The organism is Streptomonospora mangrovi, assembly GCF_027604915.1.
In the GTDB taxonomy this organism is placed as follows: Bacteria; Actinomycetota; Actinomycetes; order Streptosporangiales; family Streptosporangiaceae; genus Streptomonospora; species Streptomonospora mangrovi.
The window spans coordinates 1-23,417 of the sequence record NZ_JAJAQC010000047.1 but is presented as its reverse complement, the minus strand read 5'-3'; the positions used below and the strand labels follow the sequence as shown (position 1 = coordinate 23,417).

At 71.3% G+C, this 23,417-nt stretch carries 20 protein-coding genes; 12 read left to right on the top strand and 8 right to left on the bottom strand.

Going from position 1 to position 23,417, the window contains the following annotated elements; all coding sequences use genetic code 11:
• Window positions 1-43: 43 nt before the first annotated feature.
• Window positions 44-2,200, bottom strand: coding sequence for a (Fe-S)-binding protein (locus LG943_RS22025; RefSeq protein ID WP_270074249.1), 2,157 nt, complete (start codon window positions 2,198-2,200; stop codon window positions 44-46).
• 465 nt (window positions 2,201-2,665) lie between these two features.
• Between LG943_RS22025 and dnaK the strand changes: the two genes are divergently transcribed.
• The 5 genes from dnaK to clpB all read left to right on the top strand — a co-directional run bounded on the left by dnaK (window position 2,666) and on the right by clpB (window position 9,882).
• Window positions 2,666-4,519, top strand: coding sequence for a molecular chaperone DnaK (gene dnaK, locus LG943_RS22020; RefSeq protein WP_270074248.1), 1,854 nt, complete (start codon window positions 2,666-2,668; stop codon window positions 4,517-4,519).
• A 29-nt stretch (window positions 4,520-4,548) separates the two neighbouring features.
• Entirely contained in the window at window positions 4,549-5,304 is a 756-nt protein-coding gene (gene grpE, locus LG943_RS22015; protein WP_270074247.1) for a nucleotide exchange factor GrpE, read from the top strand.
• A 150-nt stretch (window positions 5,305-5,454) separates the two neighbouring features.
• A complete protein-coding gene (gene dnaJ, locus LG943_RS22010; protein WP_270074246.1) occupies window positions 5,455-6,621 on the top strand; it encodes a molecular chaperone DnaJ in 1,167 nt (388 codons plus the stop codon).
• 5 nt (window positions 6,622-6,626) lie between these two features.
• On the top strand, window positions 6,627-7,055 hold the full coding sequence (locus LG943_RS22005) for a heat shock protein transcriptional repressor HspR (RefSeq protein ID WP_270074245.1): 429 nt from the start codon (window positions 6,627-6,629) through the stop codon (window positions 7,053-7,055).
• A 115-nt stretch (window positions 7,056-7,170) separates the two neighbouring features.
• Window positions 7,171-9,882, top strand: a complete 2,712-nt coding sequence (gene clpB, locus LG943_RS22000) for an ATP-dependent chaperone ClpB (RefSeq protein WP_270074244.1) — start codon at window positions 7,171-7,173, stop codon at window positions 9,880-9,882.
• On the opposite strand, the gene LG943_RS21995 is transcribed toward clpB, so the two are convergent.
• Window positions 9,815-10,024 carry a DUF6458 family protein gene (locus tag LG943_RS21995; protein ID WP_179770615.1) on the bottom strand — a complete coding sequence of 70 codons (210 nt, stop codon included), beginning with the start codon at window positions 10,022-10,024 and terminating at the stop codon, window positions 9,815-9,817. The two genes, clpB and LG943_RS21995, sit on opposite strands and share 68 nt — an antisense overlap.
• Window positions 10,025-10,391: 367 nt before the next feature.
• Here LG943_RS21995 and LG943_RS21990 point away from each other — a divergent pair, with 367 nt between their 5' ends.
• Together LG943_RS21990 and LG943_RS21985 are read left to right on the top strand one after the other, a co-directional pair.
• The gene (locus tag LG943_RS21990) at window positions 10,392-11,084 is read left to right on the top strand and encodes a type IV toxin-antitoxin system AbiEi family antitoxin domain-containing protein (protein ID WP_270074243.1); all 693 of its coding nucleotides are present in this window, start codon (window positions 10,392-10,394) and stop codon (window positions 11,082-11,084) included.
• Entirely contained in the window at window positions 11,071-12,327 is a 1,257-nt protein-coding gene (locus LG943_RS21985; protein ID WP_270074242.1) for a hypothetical protein, read from the top strand. Before LG943_RS21990 ends, LG943_RS21985 begins: the two co-directional genes overlap by 14 nt.
• A 151-nt stretch (window positions 12,328-12,478) precedes the next feature.
• On the opposite strand, the gene LG943_RS21980 is transcribed toward LG943_RS21985, so the two are convergent.
• Both LG943_RS21980 and LG943_RS21975 read right to left on the bottom strand, forming a co-directional pair.
• Window positions 12,479-14,302, bottom strand: a complete 1,824-nt coding sequence (locus LG943_RS21980; RefSeq protein ID WP_270074241.1) for an acyl-CoA dehydrogenase — start codon at window positions 14,300-14,302, stop codon at window positions 12,479-12,481.
• A gap of 415 nt (window positions 14,303-14,717) precedes the next feature.
• A complete protein-coding gene (locus tag LG943_RS21975) occupies window positions 14,718-15,986 on the bottom strand; it encodes an MFS transporter (protein ID WP_270074285.1) in 1,269 nt (422 codons plus the stop codon).
• Window positions 15,987-16,842: 856 nt separating this feature from the next.
• Here LG943_RS21975 and LG943_RS21970 point away from each other — a divergent pair.
• Both LG943_RS21970 and LG943_RS21965 read left to right on the top strand, forming a co-directional pair.
• A complete protein-coding gene (locus tag LG943_RS21970) occupies window positions 16,843-17,220 on the top strand; it encodes a hypothetical protein (RefSeq protein WP_270074240.1) in 378 nt (125 codons plus the stop codon).
• Between the two features lie 491 nt (window positions 17,221-17,711).
• Window positions 17,712-18,233 (top strand): DUF6879 family protein, encoded by a 522-nt coding sequence (locus LG943_RS21965; RefSeq protein ID WP_270074239.1) that lies wholly within the window; start codon window positions 17,712-17,714, stop codon window positions 18,231-18,233.
• Window positions 18,234-18,241: 8 nt separating this feature from the next.
• Here LG943_RS21965 and LG943_RS21960 read toward each other — a convergent pair whose 3' ends face one another.
• The 3 genes from LG943_RS21960 to LG943_RS21950 all read right to left on the bottom strand — a co-directional run bounded on the left by LG943_RS21960 (window position 18,242) and on the right by LG943_RS21950 (window position 19,500).
• Complete coding sequence (locus tag LG943_RS21960) at window positions 18,242-18,427, bottom strand: DUF397 domain-containing protein (protein ID WP_270074238.1); 186 nt, start codon at window positions 18,425-18,427, stop codon at window positions 18,242-18,244.
• An 82-nt stretch (window positions 18,428-18,509) separates the two neighbouring features.
• Window positions 18,510-18,629 carry a DUF397 domain-containing protein gene (locus LG943_RS21955; protein ID WP_333486420.1) on the bottom strand — a complete coding sequence of 40 codons (120 nt, stop codon included), beginning with the start codon at window positions 18,627-18,629 and terminating at the stop codon, window positions 18,510-18,512.
• A gap of 34 nt (window positions 18,630-18,663) precedes the next feature.
• Window positions 18,664-19,500, bottom strand: a complete 837-nt coding sequence (locus LG943_RS21950) for a helix-turn-helix domain-containing protein (RefSeq protein WP_270074236.1) — start codon at window positions 19,498-19,500, stop codon at window positions 18,664-18,666.
• A 331-nt stretch (window positions 19,501-19,831) separates the two neighbouring features.
• On the opposite strand from LG943_RS21950, the gene LG943_RS21945 reads away from it, so the two are divergent.
• On the top strand, window positions 19,832-20,182 hold the full coding sequence (locus tag LG943_RS21945; RefSeq protein WP_270074235.1) for a hypothetical protein: 351 nt from the start codon (window positions 19,832-19,834) through the stop codon (window positions 20,180-20,182).
• 285 nt (window positions 20,183-20,467) lie between these two features.
• Window positions 20,468-21,004: a DUF1707 SHOCT-like domain-containing protein gene (locus LG943_RS21940; protein WP_270074234.1), complete on the top strand. Its 537-nt coding sequence runs from the start codon at window positions 20,468-20,470 to the stop codon at window positions 21,002-21,004.
• A 91-nt stretch (window positions 21,005-21,095) separates the two neighbouring features.
• On the opposite strand, the gene LG943_RS21935 is transcribed toward LG943_RS21940, so the two are convergent.
• On the bottom strand, window positions 21,096-21,833 hold the full coding sequence (locus tag LG943_RS21935; RefSeq protein WP_270074233.1) for a TetR/AcrR family transcriptional regulator: 738 nt from the start codon (window positions 21,831-21,833) through the stop codon (window positions 21,096-21,098).
• Between the two features lie 157 nt (window positions 21,834-21,990).
• On the opposite strand from LG943_RS21935, the gene LG943_RS21930 reads away from it, so the two are divergent.
• Window positions 21,991-23,361, top strand: coding sequence for a DUF418 domain-containing protein (locus LG943_RS21930; RefSeq protein ID WP_270074232.1), 1,371 nt, complete (start codon window positions 21,991-21,993; stop codon window positions 23,359-23,361).
• The last annotated feature ends 56 nt before the right edge of the window (window positions 23,362-23,417 follow it).

The window sequence follows — 23,417 nt, the reverse complement described above, 5'->3', positions numbered from 1 at the left end:
GCGCCGGTGCGTCCGGGCGCGCCCGGACGGATCGGCGGCGCGGTCAAGCGTTCTCCGCTGCCTCCTCGGCCGCCGGGGCGCCGCCGCGCACCGAGCGCAGGAGCAACTGCGAGACGTCCACGACCTCCAGGGTCTCCTTGGCCTCGCCCGCCGCCTTCTTCTCGTTGATGGCGTCGCCCAGCATGACCTGGCAGAACGGGCAGGCGGTGGAGACGGTGTCGGGGTTGGTGGTCAGCGCCTCGTCCACCCGCTCGGTGTTGATGCGCTTGCCGATCCGCTCCTCCATCCACATGCGCGCGCCGCCCGCGCCGCAGCAGAAGCCGCGCTCCTTGTGCCGGTGCATCTCCTGGGTCTTGATGCCGGGCACCTGCGCCATGATGTCGCGCGGCGGGGTGTAGACCTTGTTGTGCCGCCCCAGGAAGCAGGGGTCGTGGTAGGTGATGTTCTCCTCGATCGGCTGGACCGGGGTGAGGCGGCCCTCCTCCACCAGCCGGGCCAGCAGTTGGCTGTGGTGCACCACCTCGTAGTCGCCGCCCAGGGCCGGGTACTCGTTGCCCAGGGTGTTGAAGCAGTGCGGGCAGCTCGCCACGATCCGCTTGACCCCGGCCTCGTTGAGGGTCTCGACGTTCTGCTGGGCCAGCATCTGGAACACGTACTCCATGCCCAGGCGGCGGGCGGGGTCGCCCGAGCACGCCTCCATGCCGCCCAGCACCGCGAACTTCACGCCCGCGATGTGCAGCAGCTCGGCGATGGCCTTGGTGGTGCGCTTGGCGCGGTCCTCCAGGGCGCCGGCGCAGCCCACCCAGAACAGGTACTCGGTGCCCTCGGGCAGCTTGTCCTCGACCACCGGGACCTCGAAGTCCAGGTCGGCGATCCAGTCCATGCGCCGGTCCTCGCTCATGCCCCACGGGTTGCCCTTGTTCTCAAGGTTCTTGAGCAGGGTGTTGGCCTCGGAGGGGAAGCTGGACTCGATCATCACCTGGTAGCGGCGCATGTCCATGATGTGGTCGATGTGCTCGATGTCGACCGGGCACTGCTCGACGCACGCGCCGCAGTTGGTGCAGGACCACAGCACGTCGGGGTGGATGACGCCGCCCTCCTCCTCGGTGCCCACCAGGGGCTTGCCGAGCAGGGCGAGGACGTCGTCGTGGATGTCGGGGGTCTCCTCGGTGATCCCCTGCATCAGGTAGGGCGCCTTGGCGTAGGCGTGCTCACGCAGGTCCATCACGAGCTTCTTGGGCGACAGCGGCTTGCCGGTGTTCCAGGCCGGGCACTGCGACTGGCACCGGCCGCACTCGGTGCAGGTGGTGAAGTCGAGCAGGCCCTTCCAGGTGAAGTCCTCGATCTTGCCGACGCCGAAGGGGTCCTCGTCGGGGTCGGCCTCCTCGAAGTCCAGCGGCTTCTTGCCCGACTTGTCCATCATCGGCTTGGCGGCGCCCAGCGCCGGGCCGCCCTCGGGGTCGCGCTTGAAGTAGATGTTCAGCGGCGCGGTGAAGCGGTGCCAGGCGATGCCCATGGTCATGTACACGGCCACGACCATGAAGAAGATCCACGAGATGATCAGCTTGAACGCGGCGACCAGGGCGAGCGCGGGCTCGCTGGCGGGCAGCACCGCGCCCAGCGCGTGGGAGACCGGGGTGGCCCACACGGGGAAGGGGAAGTCGCCCATGGCGACCTTGAACCCGCGGATCAGGAAGATGCAGACCAGCAGGGCGATGATGTAGGCCTCGACGTAGTAGGCCGTCCAGTGCTGGGAGTTGGCGAACCGGGAGGCGCGGCCGATGCGGGCCGGGCCGGTGACCTGCCGGTAGACCGCCAGGCCGATGATGCCCACCAGGCTGGCCGCCGACACCAGTTCGATGAACAGCCCGTAGACCGTCCAGTCGTGGATGACCGGCAGGTGGAAGTGGGGGTCCCACACCTCGCCGTGCGCCTCCGCCACGGTGAAGACCAGCAGCGGGAACGACACCATGACGAACCAGTGCGCCACGCCCACCCACGGGCGCTTGAGCATGCGGTTGTGCCCGAGGATCTCGATGAGCGTGGTGGTCAGCCGCCGCCCGAAGGGGCCGACGCGGCCGGGCTCCACCGGGCGGCCGAGGCGCACCGTGCGCACCATCCGGCTGACGCCGTAGGCGAACATCGCGATCCCGGCCACGGCGAAGAGGGTCGTGATGATCCCCAGAACGATGTAGAGCATCGCCTGCGGCCTCCATCCTGCTGTCCCGGATCCGGTGCGCCACGCACCGGAGGCTGTACCACATGTTACTAGTCGGTAATACGTGGCCGTACCGCGCCTCGCGGTTGCGGGGCGACGGTAACCAACCGTAGAGGATGGGGCGGCGACCAGCGCTCCTCGCTGCGGGGGTGGCGGCGGCGGGCCACCGCCCGGCCGGGCCGGTCGCGCCCCCCCGGGCCGCCCCCCGCCCTCGGCACCCCGTCCCCGCCCTCGCCCCCGAGGCCCGGTACCGCCGATCGCCACCCCGCGCCCTCCGCCGCCCCTCACCCGCAAAACAAAACGGGCCGCGGGGAACAAACGCCCGGTTCCTCCCGTTGGACAGGGTGACACGACGTTGAGTCGCGCAGACTCAAGTCATTTGACAGCAGGCGAACCGCGAAGCAAACTTCCGCCTGTAAGACTCAACTCTTGACGGAGGACGTACTCATGGCACGTGCGGTCGGTATCGACCTGGGGACGACCAACTCGGTCGTCTCGGTCCTGGAAGGCGGCGAGCCGACGGTCATCGCCAACGCCGAAGGCGCCCGAACCACTCCGTCCGTCGTTGCCTTCGCCAAGAACGGCGAGGTGCTCGTCGGCGAGGTCGCGAAGCGGCAGGCGGTCACCAACGTCGACCGGACCATCCGCTCGGTCAAGCGCCACATCGGCACCGACTGGAAGACCGAGATCGACGGCAAGACCTTCAACCCGCAGCAGATCAGCGCGTTCGTCTTGCAGAAGCTCAAGCGCGACGCGGAGTCCTACCTGGGCGAAGAGGTCACCGACGCGGTCATCACCGTCCCTGCCTACTTCAGCGACGCCCAGCGCCAGGCCACCAAGGAGGCCGGCACCATCGCGGGCCTCAACGTCCTGCGCATCATCAACGAGCCCACGTCGGCGGCCCTGGCCTACCACCTGGAGAAGGAGGACGAGGCCACCATCCTCGTCTACGACCTCGGTGGCGGCACCTTCGACGTCTCCCTGCTCGAGGTCGGCGACGGCGTGGTCGAGGTCAAGGCCACCAACGGCGACAACCACCTCGGCGGCGACGACTGGGACCAGGCCGTCGTGGACTGGCTGGTCGAGCGCTTCAAGAACAACAACGGCGTCGACCTCGCCAAGGACAAGATGGCGCTCCAGCGCCTGCGCGAGGCCGCCGAGAAGGCCAAGATCGAGCTGTCCAGCTCCAGCGAGTCGGCCATCAACCTGCCCTACATCACCGCCTCGGCCGAGGGCCCGCTGCACCTCGACGAGAAGCTGACCCGCGCGGAGTTCCAGCGCCTCACGGCCGACCTCCTCGACCGCACCAAGGCCCCCTTCCACCAGGTCATCAAGGACGCCGGCATCAGCGTCGACAAGATCGACCACGTGGTGCTGGTCGGCGGCTCCACCCGCATGCCCGCCGTGGTCGAGTTGGTCAAGGAGCTGACCGGCGGCAAGGAGCCCAACAAGGGCGTCAACCCCGACGAGGTCGTGGCCATCGGCGCCGCGCTCCAGGCCGGTGTCCTCAAGGGCGAGGTCAAGGACGTCCTGCTGCTGGACGTCACCCCGCTGTCCCTGGGCATCGAGACCAAGGGCGGGGTGTTCACCAAGCTCATCGAGAAGAACACCACCATCCCGACCAAGCGGTCGGAGATCTTCACCACGGCCGACGACAACCAGCCCTCGGTGCAGATCCAGGTCTACCAGGGCGAGCGCGAGATCGCGCAGTACAACAAGAAGCTCGGCGTCTTCGACCTCACCGGTCTGCCGCCGGCGCCGCGCGGCGTGCCGCAGATCGAGGTCACCTTCGACATCGACGCCAACGGCATCGTGAACGTCACCGCCAAGGACCTGGGCACCGGCAAGGAGCAGTCGGTCACCATCTCCGGCGGGTCGGCCATGAGCAAGGACGACATCGACCGCATGGTCCGCGAGGCCGAGCAGTACGCCGAGGAGGACCGCAAGCGCCGCGAGCAGGCCGAGGTCCGCAACAACGCCGAGTCCCTCGTCTACCAGACCGAGAAGGTCATCAAGGACAACGAGGACAAGATCCCGGCCGACGTCAAGGCCGAGACCGAGTCGGCGGTGGGTGAGCTGAAGTCGGCCCTGGAGGGCTCCGACACCGAGGCCATCCGCTCGGCGAGCGAGAAGGTCGCGCTGGCCAGCCAGAAGATCGGTTCGGCGATCTACGGCCAGGGCCAGCAGCAGGCCGGCGGCACCGAGTCCGGTGCCACCGCCAGCGAGCAGAACGACGACGGCGACGTCGTGGACGCCGAGATCGTCGACGACGACACCACCAAGAAGGACGGCAACGCCTGATCCGACGCTAGCCAAGGGAGGCGCAGCCAATGGCGCTGCCGGAGAACGACAACGGTGAGGAGCGGCAAGGACCGGTGATTCGCGACAAGCGGCGCATCGATCCCGAGACCGGTGAACTCCGCACCCCCGAAGGTGCCGAGGGCACCGGCCCGGACACCCCGGAGCGGCCCGACACCGCCGGGCCCGAGGCGGAGCCCGTCATCGGCGACCCCGTCGCCGACGACGGCGCGCTCCTCAAGGCCCGCGAGCAGGTCGTGGAACTCACCAACGACCTCAAGCGGGTCCAGGCGGAGTACGCCAACTACCGCAAGCGGGTCGACCGCGACCGGGTGGCCGTGCGCGAGCAGGCCATGGCCCAGGTGGTCGGCGAACTCCTGCCGATCATCGACGACATCGGCCGGGCGCGCGAGCACGGCGAGCTGACCGGGGGCTTCAAGTCGGTCGGCGAGGCCTTGGAGGGCCTGGTCGGCAAGCTCGGGCTGAAGCGGTACGGCGAGAAGGGCGACGAGTTCGACCCCAACGTCCACGAGGCCCTGACCATGGTGCCCTCGCCCGGGGTCACGGTGCCCACCGTGATCGAGGTCTTCCAGCCCGGCTACCTGATCGGCGAGCGGGTGCTGCGCCCCGCCCGCGTGGTCGTGGCCGGGCCGGGCGAGGACGCGGCCGAGGACACCGCTGAGGCGGACGAACCGCCCGCCGCGGCCGACGCGGACGCCGAGCCCGGCCCCGCCGACGGCGCGGACGGCGGTGCCGACCCCACGGACGGCACCGGCGACCGCGGCTAGCCTGGCGGCGGCACGTCCGCGGGTCCGGACGCCTTCGGGCGCCCGGGCCCGCGGCCCCGGCGGGCCGCCCCGGCCACCCCGGGCGCCGCGGGCGCGGCCCCGGCAGGCATCATTCGACCACGAGCGCGAAGCGGGAGAAGGCAAGCGTCGATGAGCACCAAGGACTACCTGGAGAAGGACTACTACAAGGTCCTCGGCGTCTCCAAGACCGCCTCGCAGGACGAGATCAAGCAGTCCTACCGCAAGCTCGCGCGCGCCAACCACCCCGACGCCAACAAGGGCGACCCCAAGTCCGAGGAGCGCTTCAAGGAGATCTCCGAGGCCTACAACGTGCTGTCCGACGAGAAGCGGCGCAAGGAGTACGACGACGCCCGCTCGCTCTTCGGCGGCTCCTACCGCCCCGGCGGCGGCACCGGCCCCGGCGGCTTCGACCTGGGCGACCTGTTCGGCCAGCCCGGCGGCACCGGCGGCACCGCCGGCCCGGCGGGCGGCGAGCGGCTGAGCGACCTGTTCGGCGGCCTGTTCGGCGGGCGCGGCCGCACGGCCACCCGCTCCCGGCGGGGCGCCGACATCGAGACCGAGACCCGGCTGACCTTCGCCGAGGCCGCCACCGGCGTCACCCGCTCCTTCAAGCTCAGCAGCGACGCCGCGTGCCCCACGTGCAAGGGCACCGGCGCCAAGGCCGGGACCGCGCCACGGGTGTGCCCCAAGTGCGCGGGCACCGGCCACGAGAACCAGAACCTCGGCGGGTTCTCCCTGTCGGAGCCCTGCGGCGAGTGCAGGGGGCGCGGGCTGGTCGTGGACGACCCCTGCCCCACCTGCAACGGCAGCGGGCGCGGCACGAGCACCCGCACGATCCAGGCCCGGATCCCCGGTGGCGTCTCCGACGGCCAGCGGATCCGGCTCAAGGGCAAGGGCGCGCCGGGTGAGCACGGCGGACCGGCCGGAGACCTCTATGTGGTGGTACATGTGCAGGCGCACCCCGTGTTCGGCAAGTCCGGCGACAACCTGACGATCACCGTCCCGGTGACCTTCCCCGAGGCCGTCCTCGGCGCCGAGGTCCGGGTGCCGACCCTCAACGGCCTGCCCGTCACGGTGAAGATCCCGCCGGGCACTCCCAACGGCCGGACGTTCCGGGTGCGCGGCAAGGGCTCCACCCGGCGCGACGGCACCACCGGTGACCTCCTGGTCACCGTCGAAGTGTCGGTTCCGCAGAGCCTCAGCGGCGAAGCCCGCGAGGCCCTGGAGAAGTTCCGCGCCGCCACCGCCGACCAGGACCCGCGCAGCGGGCTTGAGGCGCGGGCGAAAGGGGTGTAAGTGGCATGAGCGATCCCGGGTTCGGCGACGACATCCCGGTCTATGTGATCTCGGTCGCCGCCGAGCTGTCCGGTCTCCATCCGCAGACGCTGCGCCAGTACGACCGGCTCGGCCTGGTCTCACCGGGCCGGGCGTCCGGCCGGGGGCGCCGCTACTCCATGCGCGACATCCAGATGCTGCGCGAGGTCCAGCGCCTCTCCCAGGAGGAGGGCATCAACCTCGCCGGCATCAAGCGCATCCTCGAACTCCAGAACGAGGTGGAGAAGCTGCGCGCGCAGATGTTCCACCTCGCCAACGAACTCCAGGCGGCGCGCTCGGCCGTGGCCCGGCGGTCCTCCGCCCAGGCCCAGCCGCGCGGCGGCGAGCTGATCCCGGTGCGCCGCACCCGCCTGACCATCTTCAACACCGCGCCCCCGCCCGACGACGACCGGTGAGGCCGTCCGCGGTGCGCGGCCGCACGCGCCGGCCGGCCGGGGGCGGCCGGCGCACTCCACCATGTCCACAACCGCACGGCGATTCGCTCTGTACGCGCAAGGGGGGCGGCGACGCATGAACTACAAACTCACCACCAAGAGCCAGGAGGCGGTCTCGACGGCCATCCGGCGGGCCACGACCGACGGCAACCCGCAGGTCGAGCCGGTCCACCTGCTGGCGGCCCTGCTCGACCAGGGCGAGGGCGTCATCCGGCCGCTGCTCAAGGAGGTCGGCGCGGCGCCCGAGGACCTCGCCGCCAAGACCGAGCAGGCCGTGACCTCCCTGCCGGCGGCCCAGGGCAGCACCGTGGGCGCGCCGCAGAGTTCGCGCCAGCTCATCGTCTCGCTGAACACCGCCGCCCAGCGCGCCAAGCAGATGGAGGACGAGTACGTCTCGACCGAGCACCTGCTGGTGGGGCTGGCCGCCGACGGCGGCGAGGCCAGCCGGCTGCTGCGCGACGCCGGCGCCACCCCCGAGGCGCTGCTGGAGGCGTTCGAGCGGGTGCGCGGTCCGGGCCGGGTCACCTCGGAGAACCCCGAGGAGACCTACCAGGCGCTGGAGAAGTACGGCGTGGACCTCACCGAGCGGGCGCGCTCGGGCGCGCTGGACCCGGTGATCGGGCGCGACTCCGAGATCCGCCGCGTGGTGCAGGTGCTGTCGCGGCGCACCAAGAACAACCCGGTGCTGATCGGCGAGCCCGGCGTGGGCAAGACCGCCGTGGTCGAGGGCCTGGCGCAGCGGATCGTGGCCGGCGACGTGCCCGAGTCGCTGCGCGACAAGCGGCTGATCTCGCTGGACCTGTCGGCGATGGTGGCCGGCGCCAAGTACCGCGGCGAGTTCGAGGAGCGCCTCAAGGCGGTCCTCAACGAGATCAAGGAGAGCGCCGGGCAGATCATCACGTTCATCGACGAACTGCACACCATGGTCGGCGCGGGCGCCGCGCAGGGCGCGATGGACGCCGGCAACATGCTCAAGCCGATGCTGGCGCGCGGCGAACTGCGCATGGTGGGCGCCACCACGCTGGACGAGTACCGCGAGCGCATCGAGAAGGACCCCGCGCTGGAGCGGCGGTTCCAGCAGGTGCTGGTGGGCGAGCCCTCGGCGGCCGACACCATCGCGATCCTGCGCGGGCTCAAGGGCCGCTACGAGGCGCACCACAAGGTGCAGATCGCCGACTCCGCCCTGGTGGCGGCGGCGACCCTGTCCGACCGCTACATCACCGCCCGGTTCCTCCCCGACAAGGCCATCGACCTCATCGATGAGGCCGCCTCGCGGCTGCGCATGGAGATCGACTCCCGCCCGGTGGAGATCGACGAGCTTCAGCGCACGGTCGACCGGCTGAAGATGGAGGAGATGGCGCTGGCCAAGGAGTCCGACTCCGCCTCGGTGCAGCGGCTGGAGCGGTTGCGCGCCGACCTCGCCGACAGGCAGGAGGAGCTGGCCGGGCTGGTGGCCCGCTGGGAGCAGGAGAAGGCGGGCCTGAACCGGGTCGGCGAGCTGAAGGAGCGGCTGGACGACCTGCGCACCCAGGCCGAGCGCGCCCAGCGCGACGGCGACTTCACCGAGGCGTCGCGGCTGATGTACGGCGAGATCCCGCAGTTGGAGAAGCAACTGGAGGAGGCGTCCTCGGCCGAGGAGCAGCCCTCGCCCGAGCCCACCATGGTCAAGGACGAGGTGGGCGCCGACGACGTCGCCGACGTGGTGTCGTCGTGGACCGGCATCCCCGTGGGCCGGCTGATGGAGGGCGAGACCGCCAAGCTGCTGCGCATGGAGGACGAGCTGGGCCGGCGGCTCATCGGCCAGTCGGCGGCCGTCACCGCGGTGTCCGACGCCGTGCGCCGCGCCCGCACCGGCATCTCCGACCCGGACCGCCCCACCGGCTCGTTCCTGTTCCTGGGCCCCACCGGCGTGGGCAAGACCGAGCTGGCCAAGGCGCTGGCGGAGTTCCTGTTCGACGACGAGCGCGCGATCGTGCGCATCGACATGAGCGAGTACTCCGAGAAGCACTCGGTGTCGCGGCTGGTGGGCGCGCCCCCCGGCTACGTCGGCTACGAGGAGGGCGGCCAGCTCACCGAGGCGGTGCGCCGCCGGCCCTACACGGTGGTGCTGCTGGACGAGGTCGAGAAGGCCCACATCGAGGTCTTCGACACCCTGCTCCAGGTGCTGGACGACGGCCGGCTGACCGACGGCCAGGGCCGCAGCGTGGACTTCCGCAACACGCTGCTGGTGCTCACCTCCAACCTGGGCTCGCAGTTCCTGGTCGACCCCTCCCTTGACGGCGAGGAGCGCCGCGAGAAGGTCATGGCGGTGGTGCGCGGCACGTTCAAGCCGGAGTTCCTGAACCGGCTGGACGACGTGATCGTCTTCGACGCGCTGTCCACCGACGAGCTGACCCGGATCGTGGACCTCCAGGTGGACCGGCTGGCCGCGCGGCTGGCCGAGCGCCGGATGCGGCTGGAGGTCACCCCGGCGGCCCGCGAGTGGCTGGCGCTGACCGGCTACGACCCGGTGTACGGCGCGCGCCCGCTGCGCCGCCTGGTGCAGGCCGCCATCGGCGACCCGCTGGCCAAGGCGCTGCTGTCGGGCGAGCTGAACGACGGCGACTTCGTGGTGGTCGACCTGGACGAGGCCAAGGACTCCCTGAGCGTGCGCCGCGGCGAGGCCAAGGACTCCCTGAGCGTGCGCCCCGGGCGCGCCGTGCCGTGTCGTTCCGCGCCGGTCAGAGCACGTCGGTGTCGTCCATCGCCGCGCGGGCGGTGCGGTCGCGGCGCATCATCATCAGGATGATGGTGATCACGACCACCGCCACACCGGCCACCATGAGGATCATCCCGATCGCGTCCAGGTTGAGGCCCGCGATGTCCGCGGTGATGCCGTAGGCGAGCACCGCCCCGATGACCATCAGGAAGATGCCGAGTCCGATTCCCATCTTTGCTGCCTCCGCACCGCCTTGTTTTGCGATCCCGTTTGCGTGGGCTATCACTACCCGTTCCGCGCCGCACCATCCCGGAAACCCCGCGCACACCCCGAAATCCCGGCATCGCGCGAGGTGAGAGCCCTGTGGTGCCGGTGCGCCGGATGATCCCCGCCCGGGGCGCATCGGCAGCGGCGCGCGGCCCGCCCCGGGCCGGTCCGCAGGGGCGCGGCCACATCAGGCCGAACGCATGATTGTCCGACCCCCACCGCATAGTTTCTTTACGGAAAGCGTTTATTCACCGCTGGTTTGGCGTCCCGGACCACTGTGACCCGTGGCGGTCCCGGTCGCCGTCCGGCCTGTGGGGAGGACGTGCTGCTTCGTGCGCGTACTTGACGAACTGGGACGGCTGGCCGAACTCGCCGAAGGACAGCTCGGCTCCTTCACCGAGGCCCAGGCGGCCTCCTACGGCGTGTCGCCGGACACCCTCGCCGAACTCCGCCGGGCGGGCGTGTGCGAGGAGGTGTCATCCGTCCCCGGGGTGCTGCGGCTGTGCGCGGGCGGGCGGCACCCCTTCCCCCGGGTCTTCGCCCGCTGGCTGGCGCTGGCCCCCGAGCAGCCCGCCTGGACCCGCGCGGTGCCCGAGACCGGCGTGGTCGTGGGCAACTCGGCGGCCCACGTCCACGGCGCCGGGGGGCTGCCCCAAAACCACACCGAGTTCGGGCTGGCCGACACCGGTGCGGTCACCGCCGGGCCGGGCGTCGTGCTGACGCGGACGGTGCTCGAACCCGACGAGTGGACCCTGGTCCAGGGGCTGCCCGTCACCCGGCCGGGGCGCACCTTCGCCGACATCGCCACCGGCCCGGGGGTCGACCTGACCGACGTCGAGAAACTCGCCACGGCGTTCCTGCTCACCGGCGCCGCCGACAAGGCCGAACTCGCCGCCGGGATCGACCGCCACCTCCGCCGCAACGGCCTGGCGGGCGACGGCCGGGCCTGGCTCGACGACCTGCTGGCCGGGGCCGACGACGCCCCCGTTTCACCGGAGGGACCGGGCGGCCATGGCACCCGTTAACGACCACATCGGTCCCGAGTTCCGCGCGGCCTTCCCGACCTGGGACGCGTTCACCGCCTACGTGGCGAGCCGGGCCACCACCCCGGAGTACGACCCCGCCCGCGCTCTCCACCAGATCGTGGCGGCCGACTTCGGCCAGCGGCTGGAGGCGGCCGGCGACCACGAGTGGGTGCTCATGGGGTCGCTGACCCTGCCCGGCCGCGCCTCCACCGAACACCCGCCGCGCGGATTCGGTCAGTGGACGCCCGGGGCGGGAGTCGACCCTGTCTACCGGGCGGCGCGGCGGGCCAACGACCTCGACATGTCGGCGCTGGACCTCGCCCGGCCGGACGCGGCGGAGGAGGAGCGGATCTACGGCCCCACCATCGCCGGCGAGATCGAGCAGATCACCTCCGCGACCGACGAGCGCGGAATCGGGCTGGGCGGCCTGGTGCGCTACTCGGTGGAGGGGAGCCTGACCACCTCGCCCAACGTGAAGGGGGTCGTCAAAGCGCAGCCGGTCGACCCGAGGTACGGACCGAACAGCACTGTCCCCGTCGGCGACCCGATCCTCCTGACGATCGACATCAAGCCGCCGCGCAAGGTGGCGCCGACCACCGCGCCGCTGAGGTCGTCACGGCCGGTCGTCGCCGTCGACATCCCCGGCATGCGGCCCTACCTGCCGCTCCTCCACCCCACGATCAACCAGCTCGCCGACAAGGTGACGGCGCTCGTCGGTCCGGCCGTCTCCCTCCGGCACCTCCCCGGCGGCCCCCACCACCGCTACAAGGACCTCTTCGACATCACCTACATGCTGAACACGGCCGCCATCCAGGCGGGGCCGATGCGGCACGCGGTGCTCAACAACTGGGGCATGTCGGCCCGCCTGGGAATCACCGACCTCCCCGAGCCGTACCAGATCTACGGGACGGCGCCGGGGCAGCCGGCGATCCCCTGGGAGGAGATGACCGAGCAGATGCGGCAGAAGCAGCCGGAACTGCGCATGTACCCGTCCTTCTCCGAGATGAGCAGGCAGCTCAGCGAGTTCGCCGACGGGCTGAAGCACGCGCGGCCCGAGGACGTGTGGCGCCCGGGGCAGGGCTGGACCCGGGGGCCGGTCGCCACCCGGGATTCCACCGTGAACCTCAGGAAGGCGGTCCGGCGCGGCACCGCCCGCGGCACGGGGCGGCGACCCTCCGGTCCGGACGCCCCCCGCAACCGGCGCAACCCCGGCGAGGGTGGCCCGCCGCGCTCCACCCTCTGACGGGCGCGGGCGCGGCTGAGCCCGGGGCGCGGGGTTCGGGCGTCCCGGGCTGACGGCGGGAGGGCGGGGTTGCCGCCCTCCCGGCTCCGGGGGCCGGGCGGCGTGCGCCCGGCCGGCGGGAGGAGAGGAGGCGGAGGAAGCCGAGAAAGGGCTAGAAGGCCGACTCCGGCAGCTCCATGAGGTCCAGGGTGGTGTTCTCCACGACCGCGCGGTCGGCGGCCAGGCGGGGCAGGACCTCGGCGGCGAAGAACCGCGCGGCGGCGATCTTGCCGGCGTAGAAGTCGCGGTCGGCGGCGTCGGCGCCGTCGATCGCGGCCAGGGCGATCTCGGCCTGGCGCTGGAGCAGCCAGGCCAGCACGAGGTCGCCGGTGGCCATCAGCAGCCGGGTGGCGTTGAGGCCGACCTTGTACAGCTCGTCGGTCTTCTCGGCCGAGCGCATGGCGTCGCCGACCATGGCCTCGACCATCTTCTCGACGTGCACGGCGGCGTCGGCGAGCGCGGAGCGCTCCTCCTTGAGCCGGCCGTTGCCGGCCTCGCTGGCGGCGAACGCCTTGATCTCGCCGACGAGCTGCCCGAACGCCTGCCCGTTGTTCTTGACGATCTTGCGGAAGAAGAAGTCCTGCGCCTGGATCGCGGTGGTGCCCTCGTAGAGGGTGTCGATCTTGGCGTCGCGGATGTACTGCTCCAGCGGGTAGTCCTGGAGGTAGCCCGAGCCGCCGAGGGTCTGGAGGGACTCCGCCAGCAGCGCGTAGGAGCGCTCGGAGCCCACGCCCTTGACGATGGGCAGCAGCAGGTCGTTGAGCGCGGCCACGGCGCTGTCGTCCTCGCCGGCGTGCTCGGCGAGCTGCACGGCGTCCTGCTGGGTGGCGGCGTAGACCACCAGCGCGCGCAGCGCCTCGGCGTAGGACTTCTGGAGCATCAGGCTGCGCCGGACGTCGGGGTGGCGGGTGATCGGCACGCGCGGCGCGGTCTTGTCGGCCATCTTGGTGAGGTCGGCGCCCTGCTTGCGCTCCTTGGCGTAGGCCAGGGCGTTGAGGTAGCCGGTGGAGAGCGTGGCGATGGCCTTGGTGCCCACCATCATGCGGGCGTGCTCGATGACCAGGAACATCTGCCGGATGCCGTCGTGCTTGTCGCCGACGAGGTAGCCCACGGCGGGGTGCTTGGCGCCGAAGGTCAGCTCGCAGGTGGTGGACGCCTTCAGGCCCATCTTGTGCTCGACGTTGGTGACGTAGACGCCGTTGCGCTCGCCGGGGTTGCCGTCCTCGTCCACCAGGTACTTGGGCACCAGGAACAGGGAGAGGCCCTTGGTGCCGGGCTTGGCGCCCTCGGGGCGGGCCAGGACCAGGTGGAAGATGTTCTCGGTCATGTCCTGCTCGGCGGAGGTGATGAACCGCTTCACCCCCTCGATGTGCCAGGTGCCGTCGCCCTGGTCCACCGCCTTGGTGCGGCCGGCGCCGACGTCGGAGCCGGCGTCGGGCTCGGTGAGGACCATGGTGGCGCCCCAGCCGCGGTCGATGGCCTGCTGGGCGAACCGCTTCTGGGCGTCGTTGCCCTCGGAGTAGAGGACCTTGGCGAACCCGGGGCCGGCGGCGTACATGTGCACGGCGGGGTTGGCGCCCAGGATGAGTTCGGCGGCGGCCCACACCAGCGAGCGGGGGGCGTTGAGGCCGCCGAGTTCCGGCGGGAGGTCAAGGTTGTACCAGCCGGCGTCCATGTACGCGCGGTAGGACTTCTTCAGGCTCTCGGGAAGCCGCACGCTGCTGGTGGCGGGGTCGAACACCGGCGGGTTGCGGTCGGCGTCCTCGAAGGACTCCGCCACCACACCGGTGGCCAGCCGCTCGACCTCGTGGAGGATCGTGCGGGCGGTCTCCTCGTCCAGCTCCTCGAACGGGCCGCTGCCCAGCACGTCCTGGCGCTTGAAGACCTCGAACAGGTTGAACTCGAGGTCACGGAGATTGCTCTTGTAATGCGACATGGGCGCGCTCCGCTGTATCCGGCCGGTGGGTGTGCCGACGCGATCTACTGACTGGTAACAAGGCCATGTTACTACCCGGTAGTAGTGTCGGCCAGCACGCCTCCGCATCGGCGGGGCGAGGACCCGGTAACGACGTGGTGACAAGGGATCCCGGCGGCGGAGCGGGCGCACCCGGAGGCGCCGCGGCGGGACGCCGGGGACGTGGCGGAGGCGCGGCGGAGGGCCGCCCTTGCGGAGGGAGCGAGTGCGGCGGGTCAGCGGGGGGCCGGCGGGGTGCGGCCGGGGCCGTCAGCGCGGCCCGCCCGGGCGGGTATGCCGGGGCGCATAGGCACGGAGGCACGCCCGACGGCGCCCCCCGTCCGGAGTTCGGCGGGTGCGGCGGGGTCAGGGGGGCGGCGGGGGGCGGCCGGGGCCGTCAGCGCGCGGCGCCGCCCCGGCGCGGGCGCCGCCACAGCAGGACGGCCAGCAGGGCTCCAGCGAGCGCGGTGGTGGCGGTCACCGGCACGAACGCCGCCTGGAACCCGCCCCCGGCCTCCAGCACGACCCCGGCGGCCACCGTGACGACCACCGTGGTCAGGAACCCGCTCATGTTGACCAGGCCCGAGGCCACGCCGGTGCGCTCGGCGGGCAGGCCGTCGCGGGCGAAGTCGAAGGACAGCGCGGGCGCGATCACCGATCCGGCGGCGCTGACGACCAGCACCACCACGACCACGGGCGCGGGCGGCAGCCCGCCCGGCCAGCAGACCACCACCAGCCAGGCGGCGGCGAGGAGGGCGACCAGGCCGGTCGCCAGCGGGCGGCGCACGCCGGGGCGGCGGCCCACGAAGGCGCCCAGCAACGGTGAGATCCACAGCACCCCGGCGCCCACGACCGACAGCAGGGCTCCGGCGGCCGCTGAGCTGAACCCCACGCCCTCCACGAGGAAGGGGTAGCCCCACAGCACCCCCAGGGTGGTGAAGGGCGGCATGACGGCGGCGTGGTGGGCCATGCCCAGGCGCGGGCCGTGGGCGGCCAGCGCCTCGCGCACGGCGGTCCAGGCGCGCAGGGGCGGGTGCGCGCCGGAGTCGGGCGCCGGGCCGGGGCGGTCGCGCACCACCAGGAGCACCAGCAGCAGCATCAGCAGGGTGATGCCGGAGAAGAGGAGGAAGGCGCCCGTCCAGCCCATGCCGTGCAGGGCGAAGGACAGCGGCGCGACGCTCGCGGCCTGGCCCAGGCCGCCCACCACCCCGGTGAGCGCGCTGACCAGGGCGTAGCGCGAGCGCGGGAACCACAGCGCGGCCAGCCGGATGACGTTGAGGAAGGTGACGGCGTCGCCCAGGCCGATCAGCACGCGCCCGGCGATGGCCGCCTCGATGCCGGGGGCCAGCGCGAACAGGGCCACGCCCGAGGCCATCGCCACCAGGCCCATGGTCAGCGAGGCGCGGGGGCCGACCCGGTCGGCGAGCAGGCCGGTGGGCACCTGGAGCACCACGTAGACCAGGAGCTGGAGCATGGGCAGCAGGGAGAGCACGGCCGGGCCGACGTCGAACCGGTCCTGCGCCTCCAGCGCGGCGGCGCCCAGGCCGTTGCGGTGGAACATGGCCAGGAAGTAGACGGCCACCCCGATCCCCCACACCCACCACGCGCGGGCGCCGCCGGGCGGCTCGGCGGGGGGCGGGGCGGGCGCCGGAGCGGCCGGGGCCACGGCGGGCTCCTCACCGTTGGCGGGCACCTCGGCGGGTACGGCCCCGGGTACGGCGGCGGACCCGGCGGCGGGCGTCGGGGCCGAGGACGCCGGATTGAGCCGGTCACCGGATGAATCGGCGCGCGGGCCGTCCGGGTGGTTCCGGGTGACGGCGGGGAGGTCGCTCATCGGCGGGCCTCGCGGAAGCGGCGGTGGGCGCGGCTGGGCGCGGTGATAGCACGCATGTCGTTTCCACGCTACGTGCGCGCCGCGCGACGCGGAGGGCCGGGGCGGGGTGGGACGCGCCACGGTCGTCCGTGTCGGGCGTTACGGGCGGACCCGCACCGGTACGGGCGGGGCGGGGGCGCGGCCCGAAAGCGGGCGGGAGGGCCGGGAAAAAAGAGGGGGAGAATAGACCGGGGCGAACGGGGTAGCCCACCGCCCACCCCCGCACGGCCGGGGCCGCCGCCCAGCCCGCCACCAGGGGTGACGCACCGGTCGCCCACCCTGAGCCCCCGATGTGATCCACGGCTCCGGGTTCAGGGAGGGACACCCCCTCTGACCTGGCCTCTTCCGGCCAGCGACAGCCGAAACACAGGGCCTGACCTGCGAAAACGCCCCGTCCACCGCAATGTCACCCTATTGTCATGTGTGACATGGGCCACATTATTGAGGGTCGACCCCTAGGGGTCGATTCCTGCTACTATCCGGAGCGCAAAGAATAACCGGGAGGTAACGACAGCGGTCGTCCCCCGGACTCTGCGCAGGATCATGGGTCACCCGACTTAACGTCCCATGCTCTCGCCGCGGTCAGCGTGGTCGCATCAGTAGAGCGGCACCCCCACCGCGGTAACCGGACTGATCAGGAGACGTCGAAGTGAGTCACTGGCGGTTGAACAACCCTCGGGCCACCCGCGTGAAGTCGGCGTTGGCCAACCGCGTGAAGCACAGACCCCGCCACGCGTTCTGCGCCGAACGAGCCGTCACCGCTCTGTGGGACGAACTCGTCGCAGTCGCGATCCGCCCGATGTACCGCGCCGGAAGCTCCGACATGGCTGTGATCTCGGTCATGCGCGGCATCAACGTCTGGTGCAGCGACGGCAAGTTCTTCTGGAACGACCTCTTCGGCGGCACCGTCACCCACCCGGCCAGCGACCCCGCGGGAGCCGCGGCCCTGCTCAACTCCTTCTCCTTCCCCCTCACCAGCCCCTTCCAGCGCGGGCGCCACCACGCCCGTTCGCTCTCGGTCGCCTAGCACCCGGCCGCCCTCGCGAGCGGCTGTACTGACCTAGACGCCCTTGCCTCCGGACTTGTTCCGCCTTTACCCCGTTTCCCCGTGGCCATACCCGGCCACCCCCGCCACACCCACGACGAGAGCCCCGAGGAAGTCCCCTGGGGCTCCTTGTCGTCACCGCGCGGACCGCATCAGGGAACGGGAAAGGCGCCGCACCCGCCCAGCGGGTAAGCGAGCCGCCCGAGGCAACACCTCCGCCCCCGGCGGGCGCCCAAGCCGCCGGGAAGACTCTCCCCCCTCTGGCCCCGAAGGTCGGCAATCCCTCGCCTGGGGCTATTCCTGTTCCGCTTCCTGGTCCGGAGCCACATGAAAAAATGGCTCGACCTGTACTCGCACGCCGGAGGCGGACGTGGAGTTGCGCAAGTTGTCGGGGCTGCCGGTCGGCGAGACGGCTATAGAGGTCCCTGCCGAACTGCTGGCGAGTATCGATGCCGGTTATTGAGTCGAGCGACTTGGGGGCGTTGTTCCGCAGCGCCGCATCCAGCGTCTTCCGCCTGGAGACGCTGCCGGTCTACAACCCCGCGTCCGAGGCCGACAAGCTGCGGGCCTACCTGTCCGGGGAGCCCTGTCCCAAAGACCGCGAACCGACGCCGTACATGAAGAGGGTCGCGGACCAGACCAGGCGCGGCATCGACTGCTCGCGAGTGCACGTCTTCACCGGCCCGCCCACCGCGTACCTGCGCTATGAGATGGAGTGGGGCTACGCCTACAACTCCCGCTGCGGCGAGCGGATCCTCCTGCTGGACACCGCTGAGCAGCCGCGCCCTGAGGGACTGCGGGATGAGGACTTCTGGCTCTTCGACGACACCCACGTCGTCCGCATGCACTACGACGACGACGGCGAGTTCCGCCACCCGGAACTGCTGACGGCTCCCGACCTCACCCACTACCGCGCCCAGCGCGATCTTGCCGTGGCCAACGCCGTGGTCTTCAGCGAGTACTGGGAGGCGCACCCCGAATACCACCGGAGCTGATGAGCGTTTTAGAGGCCGTCCTCGCGGACCACGGTGAGGAAGGCGCTCCACTCCCTGGCGGGGAAGGCCAGGAGCCCGAGGTGGCGGTTCTGGGTGTCGCGCACCAGGGTCCGAGCGCCTTCGGCGACCTCAACGCATGCGCCGCCCTGTCCACCGCTGTAGCTGCTCTTGTGCCAGTTGGTCGGGATACTCACTCGTATCACCCCTCGAAAACTTCCTCTCGGACGGAGAAGAGCCCCGAGGGGGGACCCTGGGGGCTCTTGTCATCCGGGGGTTCTAGAGGTTGTCCTCCCGGATCGCGGTGAGGAAGGCGTCCCACTCGGCAGCGGGGAAGGCGAGGTGACCGAGGTGGCGGTTCTGGGTATCGCGCACCAGGGTCTGTGCACCCTCAGCCACCTCAACGCAGTTATCAGCTCCCCCCTGGCTGTAGCTACTTTTGTGCCATTCCTTCTGCTGCATTCGAATACTCCTCAAGGATGCTTGTCATAAGCTCGCGTGAAGCGGCGGGGTGCAGGGCGACCCCACGGAGTTCCGCGAAGACGGATTGGTAGTCGGCGACAATCTCCTCGTCATCAATGGGCGTCCCAGAGGAGCGAGTTTCCGTGTATACCACCGTGCCCTTATCTGGAACGGTGAAGAGCTGGAAGCCGCCATCCATGCCGGGATGTACGTCCATCGCCATTGGCACGATCTGAATCGTGATGCGCGGTGATGCTGTCGCCTGCACCAAGCGTCCGAGCTGCTCACGCATGATCTCATAGCCGCCCAGCGGACGACGCAGCACGTGCTCCTCAAGTACGACCGTGAGGAGTGGGCCGTCTTCGCCCAGGATGACCTGCCTGTCAATGCGCGCTCTGACCCGCTCATCTACCCATCCCCGCGCCGCTGCTGGCTTCCCTTGCTGTATGAGGACACGGGCGTGCCGCTCCGTCTGTAGCAGCCCAGGGACCACCATGGGTTGGTACACCCGGATCTCGGTTGATGCCTTTTCAATCTGGACGACGTCCCTAAACCACACCGCATATCCATCGCTCCGCTTTAGAGCTTCCCATCGGCGCAGCAGGGCTCCCTCGGTGGTGAGCACGTCGTCCATGCGCCTGATTTGTTCCTCGGTGGTTCCTTTCTGCCCAAGCTCGATACCACTTACCTGGCTCTGTGAGAGAGGGATCAGCCTAGCAAGCTGTAGTTGGGTCAGACCTGCATGATCGCGCCACTTCCGAACCTCGGCACCGAAGCGCCGACGGGCTGAGTCAGGAGATATCGCCATGCAACCACGTACTACCACAGCGATATCTCTCCTGAATGCTGGTCATCAGAAATCTTCCCTGTTGGGGAGGAAACAGTGACGTGGTGGGCCGTGGTGTCCATGCTGAGGACATGAAAGACCCCCGCGATGCGGGCCAGCATCCGGGGGCGTGGTTTCCAGCTACTAGGGAGCTGAGAACGATGCACATCCTAGCGATGGTTATTGCGCCGTTGGCGGTTATCGCCCGGTTGGTTCGACCCGCGCGCGGGCTGCACGCCGCACCCCCGCAGTGGGCGCGGTTCGAACCCGACGACGACTACCTTCTCGGCGTCGGCCGCCGCGTGGTGGCCGCGTGAGCGCCGATGGCCGGGTGATCCGCCATCCCGGGTCCCTGCGCCAGATCCCGGCCTCGGGCAAGGTCGTCTCCGCGCCCCGGCCCGACAGCCCGCCGGTCTCGGTCCTGTGGGCCGCGCGCGAGGGGTGGTGCGTGTGGCACAAGCACGTCGGCGCCCGCTGCGTCGCCTCGGGTACCTGGGACGGGCGCGACTACCCGCTTGCCGTCCTGTGGCGGTTCTTCGTCAGCGAGGAGCGCCTCGACTGGGAGCAGGCGATCTACCCGATCGACCCGCGAAGCCTTATCGGTCCTTTTCTCCGCGAAAGCACGGATTCCCATGTCCACGGATTTTCCACCTGCGTGCGATGAGTGGCGCTGCCATCTCTGCGAACGCCAAAACGACAGGGAGATATGCGGGTACTGCGGAAATCCGAAGGAGGCCACCACCGCCTACCTCCGGATCTACGCCCCGCGTAAAAGACGACGGCGGCCCCGGCGCGGCCGCGTCCGCCCCTACGTCCACCACCTGACACCCGCCGCCGCATGAAACCGGTGGCATGAAACCCGCCGCCCGCACGGACCACCGCGCCCGTGCGGGCGCCGTGGCGTGGCACTCGGCGCGGTCGCTCCGGAGCGCGGCACTAGAGTGTGGCCGTGCCCCCTCAGCAGGATGATCCGTCGCAGCTCCTCAGCGCCGAAGACCGCGAAGCGGCCGTGCGGCGTCTTCAAGCCGCCTATGCCGACGAGCGCATCACGCACGAGGAGATGGACACGCGCCTCGGCCAGGTGCTCACCGCCCGCACTTATGGCGACCTCACTCCGGCGCTGGCCGCGCTGCCCGAGGAGAAGGGCGGCGAGCTGACGATCTCCGCCGCCGGCGGGCGGATCGACCGGCGCGGCCCCTGGCGCGTTCCCCGGTTCCTCAAGGTCGAATCCGCCTACGGGCGCGTACGGCTGGACCTGTCCCGGGCGGTCATCGAGCACCCGGTTGTGGACATCGAACTCCAGGTGCCGTACGGAGGAGCCCGGATCACGGTCCCCCGCGACGCGGTGGTCGACCTCGAAGGGCTGCACACCGCCTGGAAGGACGTGCGCTACCGCCCGCGCGCGGGCACCGGCGGCGGCCCGACCATCCGCATCACCGGGGCCATGGGCTTCGGCCGCCTGCGCATCCGCCACGCCCGGCGCTGAGACTCCGCACTCCACCGCACGCCGTCAGCGGTAGCGCTCCCGGCCCCTGGCCCTGACCCCGGCACCGGCACCTACCCCGGCACCGGCGCCGCTACGATCCCTGGCCGCGCTCCGCGCGGAGGGTGATCAGGGCCGCCACGCCGTCGAGGATGCGGCTCAGGCCGAACTCGAAGATCTCGTCGGCGTCGGGGTGGCCGGCCGTCAGCGTCCGGGCCAGTGCGGGGTACCGGGAGAAGTCCACGCGCTCGCCGAGGAAGGCGTCGCGCGAGGCGATCCAGGTGTCCGAGGCGACCGTGGGCTCCATGGTGTTGCGGGCCATTCCGCGCACGTAGCCGTCGACGCTCTCGACCACGTCGATCTTCTCGCGCTCGCTCAGCCCGGTGTCCTCCAGCGCGCGCACCGCCGAGTCGAGCCAGGCCATGGCGTTGGGGCCGGGCAGCGGGCGCTCGGCGGTGACCTGGAGGATCCACGGGTGGCGCCGGTAGTCGGCCCAGTCCTCCCGCGCCCAGGTCTCGACCCTCTTGCGCCAGTCGCCGGGGACCTCGTGCGGCAGCGTGGCTCCCGCGATCATCGCGTCCAGCATCAGCGCGATCAGCTCGGTGCGGCCCGGCACGTAGGTGTACAGCGACGCCGTGCCGACCCCCAGGTGCTGGGCCACCCGCCGCATGGACAGCGCGGCGATGCCCTCGCCCTCCACGATCTCGATGGCGGCGGCCACCACCTGCTCCAGGCTCAGCCCCGGGCGGGGGCCGCGCCGGGGGCGCGGGCGCGCGCCCCACAGCAGTTCGAGGGCGCGGGCGGGGTCGTCGGCGGTGGCGTCGCTGTTCATCTTGCGATCATCATAAAACCCCGTATACCGTTCGGAGAAGAAAAATCAACGAACGATGTTCGGTGTTTCAGGCGGATCGGCCCCCGGCGGACGGTTCGGCCCCAGGAGAGCGCGCGGCGCGCGGGCACCGGTGCGCCGCGCGGCAAGGAGAGTCCCGATGCCCGAACCGACCCCCTCCACCGCCGCAGGAGCCGACGGCCCCGCACCTCCGGCACCCCCCGCCCCCCGGCGGGGCCCGGCGCGCGGCGGCGTCCTGCCCGCCGAACGGGCGTTGGCGCCCGACCTGGCGCGCGGACTGATGCTGCTGCTCATCGTGCTGTCCAACACCGTCTTCTACCTGTGGACGGCCGAGCACGGCCCCTCCGGCTGGCACCCGACCGACGGCGCCCTGGTCGACCGCGTCGTGCAGTTCGCCATGATCGTCGGCCTGGACCTGCGGGTCTTCCCGCTGTTCGCGTTCCTGTTCGGCTACGGCATGGCCCAGGTCGTGCGCCGCCAGGTCGCGGCCGGCGGCACCGAGCGGGGCGCCGTGCGGATCCTGCGCCGCCGCAGCCTGTGGCTGCTGCTGTTCGGCATGCTCCACGGCGCGCTGCTGATGTCCGGCGACATCCTGGGCACCTACGCGGTGTCCAGCCTGATCATCGGCTGGCTCTTCCTGCGCCGCCGCGACACCACCCTGCTGGTGTGGGCGGGGGTCTTCTTCGTCCTGCTGGTGGTGACCGAAGCCCTCAACTCGGTCACCATGCTGGAGGCCGGCGACGCCGCCGCCCTGGCCACCACGCCCTCCACCGAGTACTACGCCTCCGGAGAGTCCGACTACCCCACCTCGGTGGCGATGCGGTTCTTCACCTGGCTGTTCATCTCCTTCGGCGGCGGGCTCATGGGCTTCGCCTTCCACGCCGCGATGCTGCTGGGCATCTGGGCGGCCCGCCGCCGGGTGCTGGAGGAGCCCGGCCGCCACCTGGGGCTGCTGCGCACCGTGGCGGTCGCGGGCCTGGCCACGGCCTGGCTGGGCGGGCTGCCCAGCGCGCTCGCGCACGTCGGCCTGATCGAGGCCTCGCCCGCCATGATGGTCGAACTCGGCCCGCTCTACACCCTCCAGTCGGCCACCGGCCTGTTCGGCGGGCTGGGCTATGTGGCGCTGTTCGCGCTGGCGGCCCACGCCCTGTCGGCGCGGACGCGGAGGAGCCTGCCGGTGGTGGCGGTGGCCGCCGTGGGCAAGCGGTCGCTGTCGACCTACCTCACCCACTCGCTGCTGTTCTCCCCCGCGCTGGCGGCCTGGGGCCTGGGCCTGGGCGCGCACCTGCACAGCGCGAGCGTGGCGGCGTTCGCCGTGGGCGTGTGGCTGGTGACCGTGGCCGGTGCCTACGCCCTGGAGCGCGCCGGGCGGCGCGGCCCAGCGGAGGTGCTGCTGCGCCGGCTGATGTACGGCCGCGCCGAGCGGAGGAGCCCCGCCGGCGCCACCGGTGGCGTCGGCGGCGCCGCGGCCCCCCAGGACCCGGGGGAGGCCGAGCGGCAGGGCGGATGAGACGGGGCCGGGGCGCGGGGGCGGGGCCGGGGCCCCGCCGGGCCGCCCGGGGCGGG